Annotated in this window: 15 protein-coding genes; all 15 read right to left on the bottom strand. The window is 41.5% G+C overall.

What is annotated here, in order from left to right; genetic code table 11:
• The coding region (locus B4B65_RS18040; RefSeq protein ID WP_293917570.1) for an MBG domain-containing protein at positions 1-6290 on the bottom strand (6290 nt) is incomplete at its 3' end.
• A 36-nt stretch (positions 6291-6326) separates the two neighbouring features.
• Positions 6327-7256 (bottom strand): 5'-nucleotidase, encoded by a 930-nt coding sequence (locus B4B65_RS18045; RefSeq protein ID WP_293917572.1) that lies wholly within the window; start codon positions 7254-7256, stop codon positions 6327-6329.
• 51 nt (positions 7257-7307) lie between these two features.
• On the bottom strand, positions 7308-7892 hold the full coding sequence (locus B4B65_RS18050) for a phage tail protein (protein ID WP_293917574.1): 585 nt from the start codon (positions 7890-7892) through the stop codon (positions 7308-7310).
• Between the two features lie 7 nt (positions 7893-7899).
• On the bottom strand, positions 7900-8490 hold the full coding sequence (locus B4B65_RS18055; protein ID WP_201678678.1) for a phage tail protein: 591 nt from the start codon (positions 8488-8490) through the stop codon (positions 7900-7902).
• A 3-nt stretch (positions 8491-8493) separates the two neighbouring features.
• Positions 8494-9093 (bottom strand): phage tail protein, encoded by a 600-nt coding sequence (locus tag B4B65_RS18060; protein ID WP_293917576.1) that lies wholly within the window; start codon positions 9091-9093, stop codon positions 8494-8496.
• A gap of 7 nt (positions 9094-9100) precedes the next feature.
• Positions 9101-10045 carry a formyltransferase family protein gene (locus B4B65_RS18065; RefSeq protein WP_293917578.1) on the bottom strand — a complete coding sequence of 315 codons (945 nt, stop codon included), beginning with the start codon at positions 10043-10045 and terminating at the stop codon, positions 9101-9103.
• Entirely contained in the window at positions 10042-11181 is a 1140-nt protein-coding gene (locus B4B65_RS18070; protein WP_293917581.1) for an ABC transporter substrate-binding protein, read from the bottom strand. The genes B4B65_RS18065 and B4B65_RS18070 overlap by 4 nt, the downstream gene beginning before the upstream one ends.
• Positions 11182-11606: 425 nt before the next feature.
• A complete protein-coding gene (locus B4B65_RS18075) occupies positions 11607-12155 on the bottom strand; it encodes a hypothetical protein (RefSeq protein WP_293917583.1) in 549 nt (182 codons plus the stop codon).
• Positions 12156-12181: 26 nt separating this feature from the next.
• A complete protein-coding gene (locus B4B65_RS18080; protein ID WP_293917585.1) occupies positions 12182-13171 on the bottom strand; it encodes a phytanoyl-CoA dioxygenase family protein in 990 nt (329 codons plus the stop codon).
• Entirely contained in the window at positions 13149-13700 is a 552-nt protein-coding gene (cysC, locus tag B4B65_RS18085) for an adenylyl-sulfate kinase (protein WP_293917587.1), read from the bottom strand. The genes B4B65_RS18080 and cysC overlap by 23 nt, the downstream gene beginning before the upstream one ends.
• A gap of 1 nt (position 13701) precedes the next feature.
• Positions 13702-14643 (bottom strand): hypothetical protein, encoded by a 942-nt coding sequence (locus B4B65_RS18090; protein WP_293917589.1) that lies wholly within the window; start codon positions 14641-14643, stop codon positions 13702-13704.
• Between the two features lie 3 nt (positions 14644-14646).
• The gene (locus B4B65_RS18095) at positions 14647-15324 is read right to left on the bottom strand and encodes an aspartyl/asparaginyl beta-hydroxylase domain-containing protein (protein ID WP_293917591.1); all 678 of its coding nucleotides are present in this window, start codon (positions 15322-15324) and stop codon (positions 14647-14649) included.
• Between the two features lie 173 nt (positions 15325-15497).
• Positions 15498-16067: a hypothetical protein gene (locus B4B65_RS18100; RefSeq protein WP_293917593.1), complete on the bottom strand. Its 570-nt coding sequence runs from the start codon at positions 16065-16067 to the stop codon at positions 15498-15500.
• A 212-nt stretch (positions 16068-16279) separates the two neighbouring features.
• Positions 16280-17749: a TlpA family protein disulfide reductase gene (locus B4B65_RS18105; protein WP_201678668.1), complete on the bottom strand. Its 1470-nt coding sequence runs from the start codon at positions 17747-17749 to the stop codon at positions 16280-16282.
• Positions 17750-17824: 75 nt separating this feature from the next.
• Positions 17825-19252, bottom strand: a complete 1428-nt coding sequence (locus B4B65_RS18110; protein WP_201678667.1) for a RagB/SusD family nutrient uptake outer membrane protein — start codon at positions 19250-19252, stop codon at positions 17825-17827.

Below are 19252 nucleotides of genomic sequence, written 5' to 3' on the forward strand. Positions count from 1 at the left end.
AATTTAGCTCCATCTTCATTGCGCACACGAAGTTCACGGGTAACCGCATCAGCTGCGATATAGTTTGCATCTCCGGCCTGCTCTGCACGGATAAGGGCAAGACCTACTCCTCTCACGGTCACCTCCTGATTACCTGTAACTTCAGCAACTAAGGTATTGTCACTGTAGATACGGATCGGCAGCGGACTGTTGCTGGTAATATCAAGTGTCAATTGACCCGCATCGCGGTACACCGCAGGGATTTCTTTGAAGCTGATCACCTGTTTGGCTTTATTGATCTTCAGTGTAGCCTGCAGAGAGAGGTTATTATAATTGATACCTCCGTCTATATTAGCCGTAACCGGATAGCTGCCGGCAGCTGTCTGATTATTACCGGTGTAACTCACGGTTGTACCTGAAGGAAGAGTACCAGTTATAAGAATAGATTTAGAGCTGCCATCGTAAGTGACACTGGCATCGCTTAACGTAATACCTGTAACAGTTGCCTTCGTAATGGTAAGATTGGCTCCTATATAGGTGATCGTGTAGTTAGAAGCGGTCAGATCGTTATTACTGATCGCATACGTTCCTACATTTTCACCAGCTGCACGTTTCAATGTACCCGTCACTACAGTAGCTGCGTCATTGTTGACCATACCTGTCACTTTATAGGTCAGAGCAGGATCTGCTGTTCCAAACACCTTAGTCTTCGCTTCTGCCGTAACCGTTAAGTTCGCTTTAGTGATCGTAAGATCTGCTCCTGCATAAGTAATCGTGTAGTTAGAAGCAGCCAGATCGTTATTACTGATCGCATACGTACCTACATTTTCACCTGTTGCACGTTTCAATGTACCCGTCACTACAGTAGCTCCATCATTGTTGACCATACCTGTGACTTTATAAGTCAGCGCAGGATCTGCTGTTCCATAGACCTTAGTCTTCGCATCAGCCGTAACCGTTAAGTTGGCCTTGGTAATCGTCAGATTAGCTCCTACATAAGTAATCATGTAGTTAGAAGCGGCCAGATCGTTATTGCTGATCACATACGTGCCTACATTTTCACCTGTTGCACGTTTCAGTGTTCCTGTCACAACAGTAGCCAAATCATTATTGACCAGACCTGTGACTTTATAAGTCAGCGCAGGATCTGCTGTTCCGTAAACCTTAGTTTTCGCATCAGCCGTAACCGTTAAGTTAGCTTTAGTGATGGTCAGGTTAGCTCCTGAATAGGTAATTGTGTAGTTAGAAGCGGCCAGATCATTATTACTGATCGCATAAGTACCGATATTCTCTCCGGTTGCACGTTTCAGTGTTCCTGTCACTACAGTAGCCGCATCATTATTGACCAGACCTGTTACTATATAGGTCAAGTCTGGATCTGCTGTTCCATAGACCTTAGTTTTCGCATCAGCTGTGACCGTTAAGTTAGCTTTAGTAATCGTAAGATCTGCACCCACATAAGTAATTGTGTAGTTAGAAGCGGTCAGATCGTTGTTACTGATCGCATACGTTCCTACATTCTCACCTGCTGCACGTTTCAATGTACCTGTTACCACAGTAACTGCATCATTGTTGACCAGATCTGTTACTTTATAGGTCAGAACAGGATCTGCTGTTCCATAAACCTTAGTTTTCGCATCTGCTGTAACCGTTAAGTTCGCTTTAGTGATCGTAAGATCTGCACCCACATAAGTAATTGTGTAGTTAGAAGCGGTCAGATCGTTGTTACTAATCGCATACGTACCTACATTCTCTCCGGTTGCCCGTTTCAATGTACCTGTTACCACGGTAGCCAGATCATTGTTGACCATGCCGGTAACTTTATAAGTCAGAGCTGGATCAGATGAACCGTAAACCTTAGTTTTCGCATCAGCCGTAACCGTTAAGTTGGCCTTAGTGATGGTAAGATCTGCTCCAACATAAGTGATTGTGTAATTATCTGCACTCAGATCGTTATTACTGATCGCATACGTACCGATATTTTCTCCGGTTGTACGTTTCAATGTTCCAGTCACTACGGTAGCTGCATCATTATTGACCATACCTGTAACTTTATAAGTCAGAGACGGATCTGTTGTTCCGTAAACCTTAGTTTTCGCATCAACTGTAACCGTTATGCTGGCTTTAGTGATGGTAAGATCTGTTCCAACATAAGTGATCGTGTAATTATCTGCACTCAGATCGTTATCACTGATCGCATACGTACCGATATTCTCTCCGGTTGCCCGTTTCAATGTTCCGGATACGACAGTAGCCTCATCATTGTTGACCAAACCTGTGACTTTATAGGTCAGAGCCGGATCAGACGAACCGTACACTTTGGTTTTCGCATCAGCTGTAACTGTTAAGTTCGCTTTAGTAATTGTAAGATCTGCTCCAACGTAAGTGATTGTGTAGTTAGAAGCGGTCAGATCGTTATCACTTATTGCATATGTACCGATATTCGCTCCTGTTGCACGTTTCAGTGTTCCAGTCACCACAGTAGCTGCATCATTGTTGACCATACCTGTGACTTTGTAAGTCAGGGTCGGATCATTCGCTCCGTAGACTTTTGTCTTCGCATCGGCTGTAACAGTAATAACAGCTTTTGCCACTGTTAATGTACGACTCACAGGAGTTGCAGGATTATTGTTCTGATCTCCCGCCTGTGTTGCTGTGATCGTTGTTGTACCGGATTTCAATATAGTAGCCTGATTCCCGGTAATACTTACAACTGTAGGATCCACCGCGGTATACGTGATCAATAATCCTCTGTTTGTATGTGTATCTCCGAGATCAAACGATGCATCACCATATGTTTTAGAAGGGATAGCATTGAAACTGATCTGCTGATCATATTTAAATGTGGTAAATTCTTTAACAGCTCCATAGCTAACTATTCCGTTGACAATCGCATACGCTCTGTAACGATACAGTGTATTTACTGTCAAACCACTAATATCTACTGAGAACGTACCACTTCCGCTTCCTCCTATTATTTTAATATTGGATGGTGTTGGTAATGCATTTGTTCCATAGACAATACCTTTTTCTATCACACATGCACCATTTGGAACATCACCTCCAAGCGTGACTGTCTGTGCAGCCACATCTACTGCATCAGATGTCGACACCACCACAGTAGCAGAAGGCTCTCCGACAGTTGTAGTACGTGTTATGAAACATCCGTTATTATCTGTTATAGTAACTGTATATGTACCTGCAACCAAACCAGTCGCTGTTGCCGCTGTACCTCCGCTAGGCGCCCAACTGTAGGTAAGTGTTCCCGTTCCGCCTGATGCTAAAACAGTTGCTGTACCATTAGTTCCACCATTGCAACTTACATCTGATTTACTAATGGTCGCTGTTAAAGCAGGAGGTTCTCCAACCGTAACTGAGGCCGTTGTCTGACAAGCATTCGCATCTGTTACCGTCACCGTATAGGTTCCTGCTATAAGACCAGTAGCTGTTGCCGCTGTACCTCCGCTAGGAGCCCAACTGTAAGTATATGAACTTGTACCACCTGTTACTGCAACAGTGGCTGTACCATTGGTGCCATTAAAGCAACTTACATCTGTTTTGGTAGCTGTTGCTGCCAAAGCTGCTGCAGGTTGTCCGACAGTAACTGTACGGGTGATCTGACAGGCATTCGCATCTGTTACCGTCACCGTGTAGGTACCTGCTGCAAGACCCGTGGCCGTCGCTGCTGTACCTCCGCTTGGTGCCCAACTGTAGGTATATGAACTTGTACCACCTGTTACTGCAACAGTGGCTGTACCATTATTGCCATTAAAACAGCTTACATCTGTTTTGGTAGCTGTTCCCGTCAATGCGGCAGCAGGTTGTCCTACCGTCACTGTACGTGTAATCTGACAGGCATTCGCATCTGTAACCGTTACCGTATAGGTACCTGCTGAAAGACCTGTGGCTGTCGCTGCTGTACCTCCGCTTGGTGCCCAACTGTAAGTATATGAACTTGTACCACCTGTTACTGCAACAGTGGCTGTACCATTATTGCCATTAAAGCAACTTACATCTGTTTTGGTAGCTGTTCCCGTCAATGCGGCAGCAGGTTGTCCTACCGTCACTGTACGTGTAATCTGACAGGTATTCGCATCTGTAACCGTTACCGTATAGGTACCTGCTGAAAGACCTGTGGCCGTCGCTGCTGTACCTCCGCTTGGTGCCCAACTGTAAGTATAACCGATGGTACCACCTGACGCTACAACAGTAGCTGTACCGTTTGTTCCATTAAAGCAACTTACATCTGTTTTGGTAGCTGTTCCCGTCAATGCGGTTGCAGGTTGTCCTACCGTCACACTACGCGTAATCTTACAACTATTTGCATCTGTTACCGTCACCGTATAAGTACCTGCACTTAGTCCTGTAGCAGTAGCTGCTGTACCACCACTCGGTGCCCAACTGTAGGTGTAAGCTCCTCCACCTCCTGAAGCGACGACAGTAGCCGTACCGTTTGCACCATTATAGCAGCTCACATCTGTTTTGGTAGCTGTCCCCGTCAAAGCGGTAGCAGGTTGTCCCACAGTTACTGTACGGGTGATCTGACAATTATTCGCATCTGTAACTGTCACCGTATAAGTCCCTGCTGAAAGACCTGTCGCTGTAGATGCTGTACCACCACTCGGTGCCCAACTGTAAGTATATGCTCCTGTTCCGCCTGACGCTACAACAGTAGCTGTACCGTTTGTACCATTAAAGCAGCTTACATCTGTTTTGGTAGCTGTACCTGTCAATGCGGCAGTAGGTTGCCCCACAGTCACTGTACGTGTAATCTGACAGGTATTCGCATCTGTAACCGTCACTGTATAGGTACCTGCTGAAAGACCTGTAGCGGTAGCTGCTGTACCTCCGCTTGGTGCCCAACTGTAGGTATAACCGCTGGTACCACCTGTTACCGTTACCGTTGCTGTACCATTGCTCCCGTTAAAGCAACTTACATCTGTTTTGGTAGCTGTTGCTGCTAAAGCTGCAGCAGGTTGTCCGACAGTAACTGTACGGGTGATCTGACAGGAGTTCGCATCTGTAACTGTCACCGTATAAGTACCTGCTGAAAGACCTGTAGCGGTAGCTGCTGTACCTCCGCTTGGCGCCCAGCTATAGCTGTAAGAGGTGGTACCACCTGTTACGGAAACAGTTGCTGTACCGTTGCCTCCGCCAAAACAACTTACATCTGTTTTGGTAGCTGTTCCCGCCAATGCTGCTGCAGGTTGTCCCACAGTCACAGTACGGGAAATCTGACACGCATTCGCATCTGTAACCGTCACGGTATAGGTACCTGCTGAAAGACCTGTAGCGGTAGCTGCTGTACCTCCGCTTGGTGCCCAACTGTAGGTATATGATCCTGTTCCGCCCGACGCTACAACAGTAGCTGTACCATTGCCTCCGCCAAAACAACTTACATCTGTTTTGGTAGCTGTTCCCGCCAATGCTGCAGCAGGTTCAGTAATTACAATTGTTTTATTAGCTGTACAGCCCATATTATCCGTAACTGTAACAGTATATGTACCGGCCGTAAGATTGGAAGCGGTGGCTGCTGTTCCTGCTCCCAGAGTCCAGCTGTATGTATATGGGGCTGTACCTCCGCTTGCTACTATAGTAGCACTACCTGTAGCTGTCCCCTTACATGCTACATTTAATTGCGACTGCGTATCAATAGTTATAGTAGGACACACATATTCCAGTTTCCAGGTCAATGCATCCATACACACATATGTAAAAGGTTCGGTCGTACTGATTTCCAGTTCGTCGATAACCTTTGTACTGTTATTAGCTCCGCCAAATGTGGTGAGATCTATAGGTGTAAATCCGTTATTTGTTGCTGTAGACTTAATAAAACCGGTAGATGCAGTAGCTGTAAAAACAGTAGCTCCACCTAATTTACCCGTAATGGTAACAGTTCCTGAATTGTACTGTTCGGCGTTATGATCCGCTAAAAAAAGATAAAACTTTTTCACCGAATACGTTAATCCGGCTTCTATTTTTATAGAAAAACTTTGATCAATAAAAGCCTTTACCGTACCGTCATTGTCAATATACTTATTATCTGGACCAGTTCCGTTCCATCCTGTAACCGGATAAAGATCCTGAATATCAAATTTCCCTGATTCAGCTTTACTAATAATAGTAAATGTCTTTCCTCCACTTGTAAAAGTCGACGCTCCTGCCGCCGCTGATTCAAATGTTTCTGTTATTTCGGTTTGCCCCCAGGCTTTTCCGAAACAGAGTATAAGGGATAACAGGAATAACAGGTATCCCTTTTTCATATCCTTGATACTTTTCAAAATTTCAATGTAATAATTGGAGCTTTTCATTCTCTTGGTTATTTATTTTTCTCAGGTATATGAAATTTATGTGTTTTGTTGTTTTATCCCACTTAACTCCCGATAGATCTCCTTATTCGTTGCGTATTGATTAGCCGGCATGAGATACTGATGATCATAAGTATGCCAGTTATTCTGCGCATCATAATTTAATATGTTTTTCGACAAAAGCTTTCCTTCCTTTAAAGCCTGACTAAGAATGACTTCCTTTCCGGCTTTGTTTTTTAATACCATCGCTCCCTTTACCTTGCCTTCAGCAGAGCTGCTAAGTATCAGATCTACACAATCTGTTTCCTGTGCGAGATCATAGCTGTTCCAGTGATTTCTGTTCATACCCAATTGGGACAGGCAAATCACCAAATCACAGTTTTCCTTCTCTTTAAGACGTTTCCCCAGTTTTTCTACGGCCTCATACGGATGACAAACTTTCACATTATGAATTTCAGCTTTTTGGGCGACTGCAATAATTCCGATTTTCTGTCCTTTAGTCTGAATAATCATATGAGGTGCTATTCTCTGTTGAAGTTTAGCATTGGAAAACTGATAATTACAGTTGATCATTGGGAAATCGATCGTGGAAAGTAAATCTGCGAGTTCCTGTTCGCCTTTGTGCAGATAAATACTACTCAGAGCAGCGGCATGAAAACCGATTTTATTCAACTTCGCTATCCGGGATTTATTTTCTGCCTGATCTGCAGAAATGTCAAATAAATTACCGGCATCCAATAAAAGTCCTAATGTTGGCTCAGCTTCTATGGATTGGAGTATCTCTTTGTATCTGCTCCAAAAGTTTATGGAAGCAAGGTCATTTGTCTGGTATATTATGAGTCTTTTATTATCAGCGAATGAACTGATTTTTTTGCTGGAATTAGCTGCACCTGCAAGAGGCTTGGCAAGCAGGATACTACTCAATAGTACCGAGCTTCTTTTCAAAAACGACCGTCGCTGATTAGTCATGGTAGTTTATATTTAGGTTATTTCGTTGGAGATTCATTTTATATTCAGCTGTTAATTTCTGGCTGGAAAATATCCGTAAAGACATATTATAACATTCATCGCGATACAAGGTTGCAAATTATTATGTGGTGAGTTGCTTCCCTTTACGTCTGTACTAAAGGTTATATTATTAGTTGCTGCTTCAAGTGCGGTATCTGCCGGAGCAGAAATAAATCCCAAAGTTGAGACAAAATTAGGTCCTTGTATGTATCCAGGTCTGGCAATAGACATACCATTGACGGGTGTAGCAACTGTCGCATCTGCAGAACTGATCTTAAGCTTAGGGGCACCATTTCTGGTTACGATATGATTATGCGCATTTATTTCCGGCAAGGTCAGCATAACATTTGCAGCACCACCTTGCTCACCTATATCTCTTGGTGTAAGTCCCGGTCCCGGTCCAGCACCTATCATTGTTCTTCCCTGAAAGTCAGGAAGTCCAAATGTTGTTGTTCCGTTGCCCCCATAATAAGTACCTATAATAGAAAATAAAGCCGTATTAGTTCTGACTGCTATAAGTTGCCCTTGACAAAACGCCCAGTTTTTTGGTGCAAAGGTCCCGGCAAAAAGTCTGATTTCTCCTATTGTTCCGTCCATAATGTTATTAATTTCGTGAAGGATATATTCCTTCAGCACATATAATATAATTTGTTGTTAAAAAAGGTTGCATATTTTCGTGAGGCAAGGAGCTTCCCATCGTTCCCGTAGTCACAGTTAATCCACTCGCATTCAACGAGCTATCACTCATTGTCTTATCCGGATTAGCTGAAGTATATCCCAATGTAGGGGTACTGTCAGCCATCGGTTGCCCCAATTGTGAGCCTGTCGCTGCTGCATGAAGAGTCGCTGCTGCCGGGCTTACTTTTATCGCAAACGGAACATTTGCGGCATTCACTACTGCATTATGCGTGTGTACAGGCAATTGCGCAGACGATAATGTAACTGTCTCCGTTCCCATTACCTGTCCCAGTACAACATTTGTTAATCCAAGACCTTGCCCTGTACCAATAGGTACCCTTCCTCTGAGATCAGGTACGCCAAATGTGTTAACACCATCTCCGCCATAAGTTGTTCCTATCACTGAGTACAAAACCTGATAATCATTTATACTTAATAATTTTCCGTCACAAAAAAACCAGCCAGCCGGAGGAAAATTTCCGGCAAAACCTCTTACTTCTGCTATGTATCCTTCCATAATTTAATTTCTTGATGGATAAATTCCTTGTAAACAAATAATATAATTCATTCCTAAAGCAGGTTGAAAGTTACTGTGAGCATTATTAGTATTGCCGACAGGTGCCAATGTCAATGTCATACCTGTGAGATCTATACTTGCCGGATTTAAGCTGACTGAACCGGCCTGACTGTTGTATCCTAATGTTGGTGTTTTTGCTCTTCCTGCCGAGCGTGCGGGAGCAGCAAGTGACAGTCCGTCAATAACGGTACTCTTATCTGCAATACTTTTACTTACAGTCAGAGGTAATGTTCCGCTTATAATGACCGGATGAGAATGGGCTGGAAGATTACTTTCAAGAAGTGTAACATTTTCTGTACCCACCTTTGAACCTAAAGGTAGTGTCAGACCTGCAGTACCGAAAGCTCCTGTTCCTACCGGAATTCTGCCCCGAAAGTCAGGAAGCTGAAAGTTGGTAGTTCCATTTCCTCCATACGTTGTTCCCAGTAATGAAAAAAGAGCCTGATTTGTACTAATCGCTAAAGTTTGTCCTGCACAAAAAGCCCAATACTTAGGTGCAAAGTTTCCAGCAAACAGCCGTATCTCTGCCATAGTTCCTTCCATAATATTTTTAATTTAGTTGTTGTCCTTTTACTAATCCCATTGTAAATAATTTAGATCCGGAGAAATATCCTTCCTGCATACTGACAGTCAGTATACGCAGATACGCTCCATTCCTACATGCTACAATTACTCCATACAAGCTGTCAGCATATACAATTTCACCAGCTCTATATGTAGCTTTTTCTTCCAGATTAATGATTTCAGCCTCCAGAATCCGTATTTCCTGCCTACCATAAAAAGCAGTTGCTCCTCCGTATTTAGGATTACAGGCTTGTGCCAGAGCCCGGATTTCTGAGGCTGACTGCGCTGACCAATGTATCTGTAAATCTTTCGCAGCAGGCTTTTGATCGAAAGCCTGATCAGTACTTATGTCTTGTTCTCTGCTGGTCAATGTACCTTCCTGCAATCCCTTATACCACTGCTGAATATAGCTTATGACTTCTACTCGTAGCCGGGCACTTAATAATCCATAGTTTTCGGCTGCATGCAAAGGAGTAAACGCTTCTATTACTAAAGGTCCATTATCGATAACTGCCGTCATTTTATGTATACTTATACCTATTTGCTGTTCCTGATTTTTAATCTGCCAGAATAAAGGGTCAGCCCCTTTGTAGACAGGCAAAGTACCCAGATGCAGGTTGTATATGCCATGAGGAGGAAGATCTAGAATATGCTGAGGTATGCAATAAGGAAAAGCAAAGACTAAAGCTACATCTGCTTTTATCACAGCCAGCCAATCCGCCAGTTGTTCTTTCCAGGAAGTAGTATGAATTACCTTGATATGGTTTTCACTGACTCCTGCACTGGCAAAAATCTGTTTGAAATATATCGCATTTGTATCCAGAACTGCAATCCCTGCCAGTATATTTTCCGCAGCTAATTGTGCTGCCGCAGCAGCAGCAATATCTGTGTTACAGATCAGTCCAATGCGTATATTATTTGGAGCGATCATCGGGTCAAATAGCTATTTGTCCATGCTGAATTTATATCTGTCAGCAAACTTAATAATGATTCGTTTCCGGCATCAGGAGGAGTAACATGATAGACTATATTCTTCTCTCCAACTGAATCATCCGCTTTAGAATTTTTCCGGTTTATCACGATATCTGCGGCCAACTCCTTTAGCTGCCATGTCCCTAATAATTCTTTTGATGAGGACTGAAGTTTCTGAACACTTTCTTCCTGACTACTGAATATATTATTAACCAGTATGGCCAGGTTCTTTCCCCAATTACTATATATACTATCTACTGTATCAGCAGACAAAATTGAAGAAGTATACGCTCTTATATTTTCAGGAGTTGAAGTACCGTTATCCAGCAGAAATGGTAATCCTACTAAAGGAATATTAGCATATAAAGAATTTGCAAACGCATCTAAAAAACGGCCGGCCTGCGCTCCGTTTAAACTGGAATATATAAAATCAGGTCTATCGTGCTCCAGTAAGTTGAATAAAGCAGTCATATCCAGACTGCCTTCCTGCGTATTTGAAAGCATATGAAACGATAGCTTACTTTCAGGGCTGTCTTGTTTCATGCCCAGATCAAACATAGCACCAAACGCATATCCGCCATCGTAGAGATCATAAATAAACAATCCCTTTGGACCTAACGTTGAAGCAGTCCAACGGCCCAGCGCCCATACATGTTGCCACACGGACAAACTGTATACGTACAGATAAGCATATTTTTCAGTATAAAGAGGCAGATGCTCTCCCAAATGACAGGCAATAATAGGTTTTTTAAATTTTTCAGAAAGTTTAGCTATGGCTGATACTTCATGTGTCGAGAAAAAACCGATAATGAGATCGACCTCTTCAAATTCAAATAATTTGGAGACAGCTTCAGTATATCTGGCTAAGGTAGACTGCGCGACTAATTCCGTTGAAATCTGAACGTCGGATTCTTTTGTGTTTTCTACAATTGACTTTACTCCGTTTTGAAAATATTTTGCAATCCGCTGTTCTGTATTTACTGGCAGGATCATACCTATATGGAAAGAACAAACTTCTCTTTTAGCAGAAGAATGGCTATGCTCCATTACCGAATGATTATTCATATCAGGAATAAAATCGACAGACTTGTTCATATAAACTCTGAGGTTAATGACCAACATTCCGAATATCAATCCAAGCATCTGCGACGCTCAAAACGATCCCGGAAAACAACGAATAGAAAAATCTATCTGTTAATGATTGGTTTGTTTTTCTATATTATATAGGTATGCGTTAATAATTTTGGTATACAAATATAATATTATTCATTTCACATAATTGCAAATTTTTATATTTTTTATTAAAAATTATTTTTACTAAAAAAATATGCAATTATACTTTATACAATTTTACATAATTGAAGTGTTTCTGAGGGTAAAATCAGGGGGGACAAAAAGAGGACAAAAGGTAAATATATAACCTGCAACCTGTTACCAGGTCCTGCATATACAACCAGTAACTAAAATTATATCTTTATCAGGATGTAAAATATAAGTTTTCACAGCAGAATCTTCCTTAATTATTCACGTATCCACTTTAACATATGCGGATAGGGAGCTACCTGATGAAGCACTGCATTTTTGATTTCGTAGCAGAGTCCGTAATACTGAAGCAGCGGAGTAAACAAGTAATTACCCTGTTCAAAGTTTTCGATGAGCATGTCAGCGTCTCCCTTATATCCTTTATCATGAAAAACAAACGATGCGGGAAGATTCAGAAAGGCACAAGCCGCATAACTCCACGCTATAGCAGATAATTCATAGCCTTCCAATGCATTTTTATCTATATGCTCAAATAAGTCTCCGGATGACAGCCGTCTTTCTTCAGCAGACATCACTGCAATATGACCGGCTTCATGGAGAATATCGCCGGGGTGTAAAAGTTTTGTCCGGTCAATCAGAAGTCGTCCTTTATCAATATATATACCCGGCAAAAAGCTTTCCTGCTTATTTTCCTGCTCCAATACCGGAATCCCGATCTCATTCAGAAAATTAATAACACGTATCGTTTCTTCCTGAAATTCAGTTTCTGTCTGGAAACTATTCAGGTTATCTGCTGTATTTTTCATAAGTATTATAACGTATAAGATCCTTATTATCTGCCGAAGTTAATATATTGTACAAAGCGAGGATTATCAGATTTATTAGCGGTAGCTGCATGCGGAAGGGATTCTATCCACAAAATAAGATCTCCCTTTTTACCACTGATGTGTTTTTCCAGATTTGCACCAGCCAGATATTGCATTGCAGCTTCCGGAGAACCATATTCTTCCAGTAACCGATCAATTTGCTTATGATACCCCGGAACAAGGCTAAATGCTCCGCCATGCTCCGGAACATCATGCAAATAAAGCAGCCCTTGTATATGATAGCGCGGACCTATTGAAAAATCAATATCCCAGTGAATACGACTTCCTCTGAAGGCGTATCCCATACTTTCGGGTGGGTTATATCCTAATGGCAGAATATTAGGAAAGATTGCATCACTTTTGTACAGATCAGCAAATACGGCTCTTACAGCTGTATTGTTTCGGACTTTTTCCACTGCAGCACCAACTGCATCAGGTAACATAATCCCCTGCAGAGCGTATTGTTCCTGATACCAGGTCTCCGGTTTTTCTAAATTTATGGATAATACCGAACAAATATGATCTACAACAGCATCACAGTCCTCTTCGGATACCAATCCCGAGATTTTCAGATATCCCTGTTCTTCCCAATACTTTAATTGTTCTTCTGTCAGTACTTTACTGCTATAATTTTCTGTTTTAACATCCCGCTGTATTTCCCATTCTTCAAATTTCAGGCGTGCACTCTTATAAAATTCCACGCCTTTTTTACATATAATCCATTGCCTGAAACTTTCCACATCTGTATACTCGTTAAACAGAAAATTAATCGTATCAAAAAGCCCAAGCTCAAAAATAGCTAAGAACGCATTTGAAGTGCGTGCAAAAGATTCATCAGTAGCCCTGTTATGTGCTTTTCTTTCCAGATGAAATGCGGAGTAAGCCGATAGAAAAGCGAATGGTTCTTCAGACAATGGCTGTTCGGTTTTGAAATTATTGGGTTCGGAATGATTCATCTTTAACTTTACTATGTGTCAATACAAATACTTTTAACTGTGCAATACATTCTTCAGGAGAAGTATCTGCAGTATCTATTATCAGTGCAGGGTTTTGTGGTAGTTCGAATGTATCGCTCACTCCTGTAAACTGATGCAGTCTATCGGGATGCTCTTCCGGCAACAGTGCCCGCTTATACAATCCTTTAGGATCCCGCTCTATAAGTGTCGGGAGATCACATTTAATATAGACAAGTTGACTGTTATACTTCAGCAAGAGGTTTCTTCCCTCTTCGTAGGGATTGATAGCAGCAACAATAACAACATCATTTTGTTTACTCAGCTCTGCAGCGACGGCCCCCAGTCTTCTTATATTCTCTATACGGTCTGCTCTGCTAAAACCCAGATCTTTACATAAGGTCGCCCGGTAAGTATCGCCATCGACTAAGGCCACCTGGTAATCATCTTCTTCAAGTGCTGTTTTGAGCATTTTGGAAAGTGTTGTCTTACCAGATCCCGAAAGGCCGGTCATTTGGATTAAAAATGCCATATTATTTTTGTGTCAACTGATTCAAGGCCTGTCGATATGCCTTTTGAGTATGTTCAAATGTGCTGGTATTATGCAACGGTTCCTCTGCCTGAAAAACCTGCTCCGGATATTTACTATGATGCATTAGCCTGGAACGCATTCCCTCCAGATCGCCTAATGTATTTCCAATCGCTTCATTAAAATCAGCTATCATTTCCGATACCCCCCATCCATAATCGTAGTAGTAATTGAGAGGGTGGTCCGTATTTTTTATGGTACTGATACCGAAATAGAACTGCTGCAGTACATCGGCAGTAAAGCTATCAAAGTTTTCAAAATGTCCCGGATGTACAGGTACTTTCAATAATTTCTCATTAATATAGCCCGGAATGCAATGTATTCCTCTTCTCTTTTTCTGTGAAGCAATAATAGCCTCCGGCTCTCTTGTCAAAAAATAAAATGGAACGTCCGGGTACCAGCTCCTTAAAAGATCATAAAAATGAATATGCCAGCTATCCAGCTTTATAAAGTATTTTGTCTGAAAAGCTAATCTTTTCTGCCCCATCAGTTTCACTACAGCTTTGAATAGCTGTTCCTTTAACGGCAACAGCGTAAAGTCAAATTCTTCTATTCTTAATATTTCGTCCAGAATAGGTGCTTCCGGTATCACAACATTGCTGTGATCTGTGGCCAAACACTGGGAAAGTAATGTAGACCCGCAGCGCGATACATGAAATACAAATGCAGTAGGTGCTATATTCTCCAGCTCATCTGCTAGCTTCAGAATGTATTCTACAGCACTTTGCGGTTGATATTTTGAACGGTTACGCATATAGATGCGTTGATTTAGGATGGTTTCATCAAAGAAAGATTCCTGAATAATATGATCTGCAAGATCCAGCCAAAGAACTTTCCATTCGTTTTCTTCCCACTTCAGAGAATAAGGGATCCAGTTATACAGCATAGCTCAATCTTCCTCTTTTAGCTGTTTGATAATCTCCCTGGCCGTATCGGTATCCATCAGTTCTAACTGAGCGATCATAGCCAACTTTGTTTTTTCATCATATACAGGTTTTTCATATGATGGTATACCGTGCTCCGCAAAGATATCATCCATATATCCATTGCTCTTTCCATCTATCACCAGATGTACCCGTACGGTATCACTTGCATTTTTGATCCAGTGCACTTTGGAAAAATCAATGTACCAGCAACTCCCCTCTTCCAGCTTCATATCTTCTCCATCCACATTAAACTGTACCAATGGATGTGTTACTACAGGAATATGCAGTCTCAAAGCTCCATCCTGATAACGACAGCCCGGATCACGATGTGGTTTGATCTCACTTCCCGGATAGAGCGCCATTAAACGTATACTTTCTTTTTCAAAATTCCAGCTGTCAATAATGGATTTTACATAAGGCATATGCTGCAATACAGCGGTATCCTGAAAAGTATTGTTGCCCGGATGTGAACGGATATCCTCTTCTTTTCCAGATTCGGATCGTAAAGAAATACATTCCCACCGCCCCTGATAATCATTGGTATTAAAGTGATCAGTCCAAACTTCTTTTAAGCAATAAGCAAGTTCCTTCTGCAACTGTGCAACATCATACTGCACATCAAATTTGATAAAGTTTTTCACGTGATATAAAATCAGGTTAATATTATTCGTCTGTCAACGGTGCTGACGAAGGATATGGTACAGCGAATTTAAGTTATTTCAGCCAATAAATAACTATTAGATAGCATAAATAATTACAGCTATATTATCCTTATGCTGACCGCAATATCAAATAGAAAAAAACCTTATGAATATTACTGTGGCTGTAATACAATTTTGGAATAAGACGTCCGGACATCAGTTGTATCTACCAGCGAAAGGTAATCATATCTGATATGCTTTTGATATTTCATAAAGTCATCAAAATCTCTGAGTTCTGATAATTTAAATGCATTATAGTAATGAATATGATCCCGGATTATATAGGCAAGACTATCATCCTCAAAAGCTATATTCTTAGTTTGTGAATAGAAGACATTTGTGTTATCCAAAATATACTGATCTCCGTTTGATAAGCGGATATACATTTTGTATTTTCCCTTTTCTTCTACGCCATCGTGTTTTTCAGCAGAATTTTCCTTCTCTGTAAAACGCTTGTTTATTTTATTAAAAAGGGATGAGTCGATCTGCAGTTTGCCGAGATCTCTGATCTGCTGTGGACTATTCTGCTCTATTTTTTCAAATTCCGGAACTTCTGCTTTATTCGTCAATGTACCTTCATTTTCAAAATAAATCTCTATAATATCTTGTTTGGAGACTCCATTACAAGCAGAAAAAGAAGTAATACATAATAAAAGAACAAACAGGAAGAATGTATATTTCATAATTGATATGACTTTATATAATAACAGTAAGCAGCTTAATAGGATTAAAGATAGTTAAAATGACTCTTATGATCTGCAAGATCACACAAACTTCTACAGTCACAATAAGAATATGCCTGTCAACAACAAAAGCCAAACCGGATTATCCTGATTTGGCTTTTGAGGCGCACTCTTTTCTGTTTATTCTTATGAAGTTCAACAGAATGTTATTCTTATAACCTATTTTCAGAGTTTTTCAATAATTTATCTAACTGCAGGCGAATCCGCTTATCTGATGGTCGAAGCGCATTGGCATCTACAATATTTCCCTGCGGATCAAGTAGCAGAAATCTGGGTATCTGCAGAATATTCAGAGCCTGGGATACACTTTTATGATTTTCAGGATCAGCCCAGAGCTGTATACCTTCTAATTTCTTATTATCGACAAAATCTTTCCACTTTTGCTGGTCTTTTTTACTGTCAAACGAGATACTTACGAACGTAATCGGTTTATCCTTATAGTCATGTCGCAAGGAGTCAAGAGCCGGAATCTCCTGAATACATGGGCCACACCAGGTCGCCCAGAAATCAACATAGATATACTGTCCCTTCCATTTGCTCCAGGTAATTTTATCTCCTGTAAGATTTTCAAAAACAGCCTGTGGAGCCGGATTACCTTCCAGCATTCCTTCCAGTTTACCATATTTTTCCCTGACACGTTTTGCCAGATCAGGAAACGGACTTTTTGTACCAAACTTATCGTAGAGTTTTTTCTTAAAATTCCCTGCTAATGCAAAAGCATAATACTCATACAAAGGACGCCCCGATAGTTTAGTAGCCACAAAATCTATATAATCATCATCTGTGTCTGCAAGACGATATTCTTCTTTAAAAAGATAGTCCAGAAAGTAAAAATAAGCGATCCCGTTATCATTTCCGGACTGATCCAGTGATACTTCATTCAGAAAATCATAATAACCTGCAGGAGCTGTATAATTATCTTTTCTATAGCTTTCTCTCATCTTAGGATAAAGAAGTCTGGCCAATATAGCATCGCCGTACAACACCGTTTCGCTGGCCTTTTTGAGTTGTTTGGTCAACTTATGTTTTTGAGCGAAATGGGTTAAGAATTCCTGTCTTTTCCTTCTTCTGTCTTCGACATATTCAAGGTATTGTTCCGGCGAATAGTGGAAGTAGCCAAAATAATTTTTAAGGTGTTTATCTTTATACTGGTTGAAATTCCAGTCTTCCTCATTCAGATACAGACTGTTGTCGGCATATTTACCTGTCAATTTTAATGTACCGGGGATATTCGTTGCATCAACCTGTAAAGTTTGTTTGTCGCCCGGCATCAGATAAAAATAGATCATCTGCGACCGGTTTGTATTACTGGAAACAGTCGTATCCCGGCCATCTCCCTTTTTGAGTACAAATGTTTCCTCTACAGGTGTAGTTCCTAATATCAGAAAAGCACGGGCAGGTCCGTTGATTTCAAATTCAAACCGGAATGTGCCGTCTTCCGAAAGCTCTGCATTGATTTTATTTTGTGCAGCCATTACCCTGTACTCCTGCACATTCAGTTCCAGTGTTCCAGCCTTTACTCCTGATATTTTACCGGTCAGCACAGTTTTCCGGGGAGCTGCATTGCTGTTAAAAATTATCGCAATGACACAAATCAGAGATAATAGTATTCTTTTTAACATGATCGTTGGATTGTTTCGCTTATCACGAATAGGATAAAAAGTGTACCGGAAATAATTTCCGGTACACTGGGTTCTTTAGTTTTGTACCAGATTAGGATTGGTACGTAAAGCTACGTCCGGCAAAGGGAAGTAAATAGCTTTTGACTGCCATTTGGGTTTAAGTGCCGGTAATATATCGTCGGCTCTTGTTTTACCCTCCTGTCCGGTTTCACTTGGCCAGCGTCTCAGATCGAGCCAGCGGTGTCCCCACTCCCCGAACAATTCCACACGACGCTCCTGCTCCAGTGCTTTACGTAATGCCCCGGCATCATCGCCCAATGTAAGTCCTTGTAATCCTGCACGCGTACGGATAGCATTAATGTCCTCCTGTGCCAGACTCCATTTATTTTGCATCAGACGTGCCTCTGCACGTATCAGATATTGTTCTCCCAGTCGCAATACCATGGTGTATTCTTTAGCGGGAGTCACTCCTGTACGGATTTTGTATTTGTACGGATAGCGATGCGTCACACCGGCAGCAGTCGTCATACTTCCTACCCAACGGGTTAAACGCTGATCACCATTTTCGAATGCATCATACAGGTATCCCGGAATAAGGCGAAATAGCGGAGCACTGGTCGGTGCTGCAGGAACGATCAGAAATCCTTCCCATGTATTACGGCCACCGGCAGTATTTACAACCTGAAGCTGCCATATTGCTTCCTGATTATTGGCCTGAAATACTTTATCCAGATCTGCTGTCGGCAATAACTTATATTGTGTAGTACCGATAACTTCTCCGGATTCCTTTTCTGCCAGATCCCATTGTTTGGTATAGAGATAAGCACGGGCCAGCAATGCGGAAGCAGCACTTTTATTGGCACGTATACGTTCTCCGTTAGCATCTGCTTTATCTACCTGAGGATAACCCGGAAATAGTTTTTCTTTGGCATCTTTAAGGTCTTCGATAATAGCGGCATAGACTTCTGCCTGAGGTGTTCTGGGTTTAGTATTATTTTCCATCACATTTGTACCCCGAATCAAAGGTACATCACCAAAATAGTTGACCAGATAAAAATAACAGAATGCCCGTAGGAACTTAGCTTCTCCCAATAACTGGCTTTTAACTTTAGGACTAAGATTTGTAGAAGCTTCCAACCCTTCCACACAGAGATTAGCCTGTGCAATATAAGTATAGGGCTGCGACCACAATGTAGTCACATTAGAATTGGAAGACAGTACAGCATTATTTTTAAATTCATCATATGGTGCTGAAGCTACTGCATAGACAAATTCATCTGCTGACATTGCAGGCAGTATCATTGATAGTACATTGGCAAATTGATAATTCAACTGATTCATGCGGGAAAATACGCCTGTCACAGACGCTGTAGCCGTCTTATCGTCAGAAAAAGCCAGTTCAGAAGGCATCTGATCTTTAGGAGGACCTGCGTCCAGATAGCTTTCACAAGCAGTAAGACTACAGATAATAAAGCCAATAAATATATATAGATATGATCTCAT

Origin of the sequence: Sphingobacterium sp. UBA5789 (assembly GCF_002418355.1) — a bacterium.
GTDB lineage: Bacteria > Bacteroidota > Bacteroidia > Sphingobacteriales > Sphingobacteriaceae > Sphingobacterium.

Bases quoted from the DNA above. Each gene is read 5' to 3' on its own strand.
- B4B65_RS18045 (WP_293917572.1), bottom strand. From the start codon at position 7,256: ATGACTAATCAGCGACGGTCGTTTTTGAAAAGAAGCTCGGTACTATTG.
- B4B65_RS18050 (WP_293917574.1), bottom strand. From the start codon at position 7,892: ATGGACGGAACAATAGGAGAAATCAGACTTTTTGCCGGGACCTTTGCA.
- B4B65_RS18055 (WP_201678678.1), bottom strand. From the start codon at position 8,490: ATGGAAGGATACATAGCAGAAGTAAGAGGTTTTGCCGGAAATTTTCCT.
- B4B65_RS18060 (WP_293917576.1), bottom strand. From the start codon at position 9,093: ATGGAAGGAACTATGGCAGAGATACGGCTGTTTGCTGGAAACTTTGCA.
- B4B65_RS18065 (WP_293917578.1), bottom strand. From the start codon at position 10,045: ATGATCGCTCCAAATAATATACGCATTGGACTGATCTGTAACACAGAT.
- B4B65_RS18070 (WP_293917581.1), bottom strand. From the start codon at position 11,181: ATGAACAAGTCTGTCGATTTTATTCCTGATATGAATAATCATTCGGTA.
- B4B65_RS18075 (WP_293917583.1), bottom strand. From the start codon at position 12,155: ATGAAAAATACAGCAGATAACCTGAATAGTTTCCAGACAGAAACTGAA.
- B4B65_RS18080 (WP_293917585.1), bottom strand. From the start codon at position 13,171: ATGAATCATTCCGAACCCAATAATTTCAAAACCGAACAGCCATTGTCT.
- cysC (WP_293917587.1), bottom strand. From the start codon at position 13,700: ATGGCATTTTTAATCCAAATGACCGGCCTTTCGGGATCTGGTAAGACA.
- B4B65_RS18090 (WP_293917589.1), bottom strand. From the start codon at position 14,643: ATGCTGTATAACTGGATCCCTTATTCTCTGAAGTGGGAAGAAAACGAA.
- B4B65_RS18100 (WP_293917593.1), bottom strand. From the start codon at position 16,067: ATGAAATATACATTCTTCCTGTTTGTTCTTTTATTATGTATTACTTCT.
- B4B65_RS18105 (WP_201678668.1), bottom strand. From the start codon at position 17,749: ATGTTAAAAAGAATACTATTATCTCTGATTTGTGTCATTGCGATAATT.
- B4B65_RS18110 (WP_201678667.1), bottom strand. From the start codon at position 19,252: ATGAGATCATATCTATATATATTTATTGGCTTTATTATCTGTAGTCTT.